The 1,160-nt window shown below is 69.0% G+C and carries 1 protein-coding gene; it reads right to left on the bottom strand.

All coding sequences use genetic code 11. The features are described from left to right. Nucleotides 1-128: 128 nt before the first annotated feature. Nucleotides 129-1,160 (bottom strand): threonine--tRNA ligase (thrS, locus tag ABZ641_RS38625; RefSeq protein WP_359989363.1); only part of this gene is annotated, 1,032 nt, incomplete at its 5' end.

The following is a 1,160-nucleotide window of genomic DNA, read 5'->3' on the forward strand; positions in this document are numbered from 1 at the left end:
CGGCCCCCCCCCGCCCCGCTGAATTTGGGGCACACTAGTATGCCCTAACACAATAGGCGACCCCACCGGGGGCACCACCCCGCGGGGGGGGGCCCGGGCCCCCCCCCCCCGGCCTCGTGCGTCCGAGGTCAGACCTGGATGCGGCGCTGCACCGCGTCCACGATCTCGGCCACCGCGTCGGCGACCGGCACGCCGTTCTTCTGCTCGCCGTCGCGGTAGCGGAAGGACACCGCGCCCGCCTCGACGTCGTCGTTGCCCGCGATCAGCATGAAGGGGACCTTCTGCTTCTGGGCGTTGCGGATCTTCTTCTGCATGCGGTCGTCCGAGGTGTCGACCTCGACCCGGATGCCGTGCTTCTTGAGCTCGGCCGCGACGTCCAGCAGGTACGGCACGTGCTCGTCGGTGATCGGGATGCCGGTCACGGTGACGGGGGCCAGCCACGGCGGCATGGCGCCGGCGTAGTGCTCCAGCAGCACCGCGAAGAAGCGCTCGATCGAGCCGAACAGCGCACGGTGGATCATCACCGGGCGCTGGCGCGAGCCGTCCGCCGCGGTGTACTCCAGGTCGAAGCGCTCCGGCAGGTTGAAGTCGAGCTGGATGGTCGACATCTGCCAGGTGCGGCCGATGGCGTCCTTGGCCTGGACGGAGATCTTCGGGCCGTAGAAGGCCGCGCCGCCCGGGTCCGGGACGAGCGGCAGGCCCTGCTTCTCGGCCACGCTGGCGAGGACGGCGGTGGCCTCCTCCCAGGTCTCGTCCGAGCCGACGTACTTCTCCGGGTCCTTGGTGGACAGCTCCAGGTAGAAGTCGGTCAGGCCGTAGTCGCGCAGCAGGTTGAGCACGAAGGTGAGGGTGGAGTCGAGCTCCTCCGCCATCTGCTCACGGGTGCAGTAGATGTGCGCGTCGTCCTGGGTGAAGCCGCGGGCGCGGGTCAGGCCGTGCACCACGCCGGACTTCTCGTACCGGTACACCGTGCCGAACTCGAACAGGCGCAGCGGCAGTTCTCGGTAGGACCGGCCGCGCGCGTCGAAGATCAGGTTGTGCATCGGGCAGTTCATGGGCTTGAGGTAGTAGTCCACGCCCTCGTCGAGCTGCATGGGGGGGTACATGCCGTCGGCGTACCAGTCCAGGTGGCCGCTGGTCTCGAACAGCTTCCCCTTGGT

The organism is Kitasatospora sp. NPDC007106 (assembly GCF_040634455.1).
GTDB lineage: Bacteria > Actinomycetota > Actinomycetes > Streptomycetales > Streptomycetaceae > Kitasatospora > Kitasatospora arboriphila.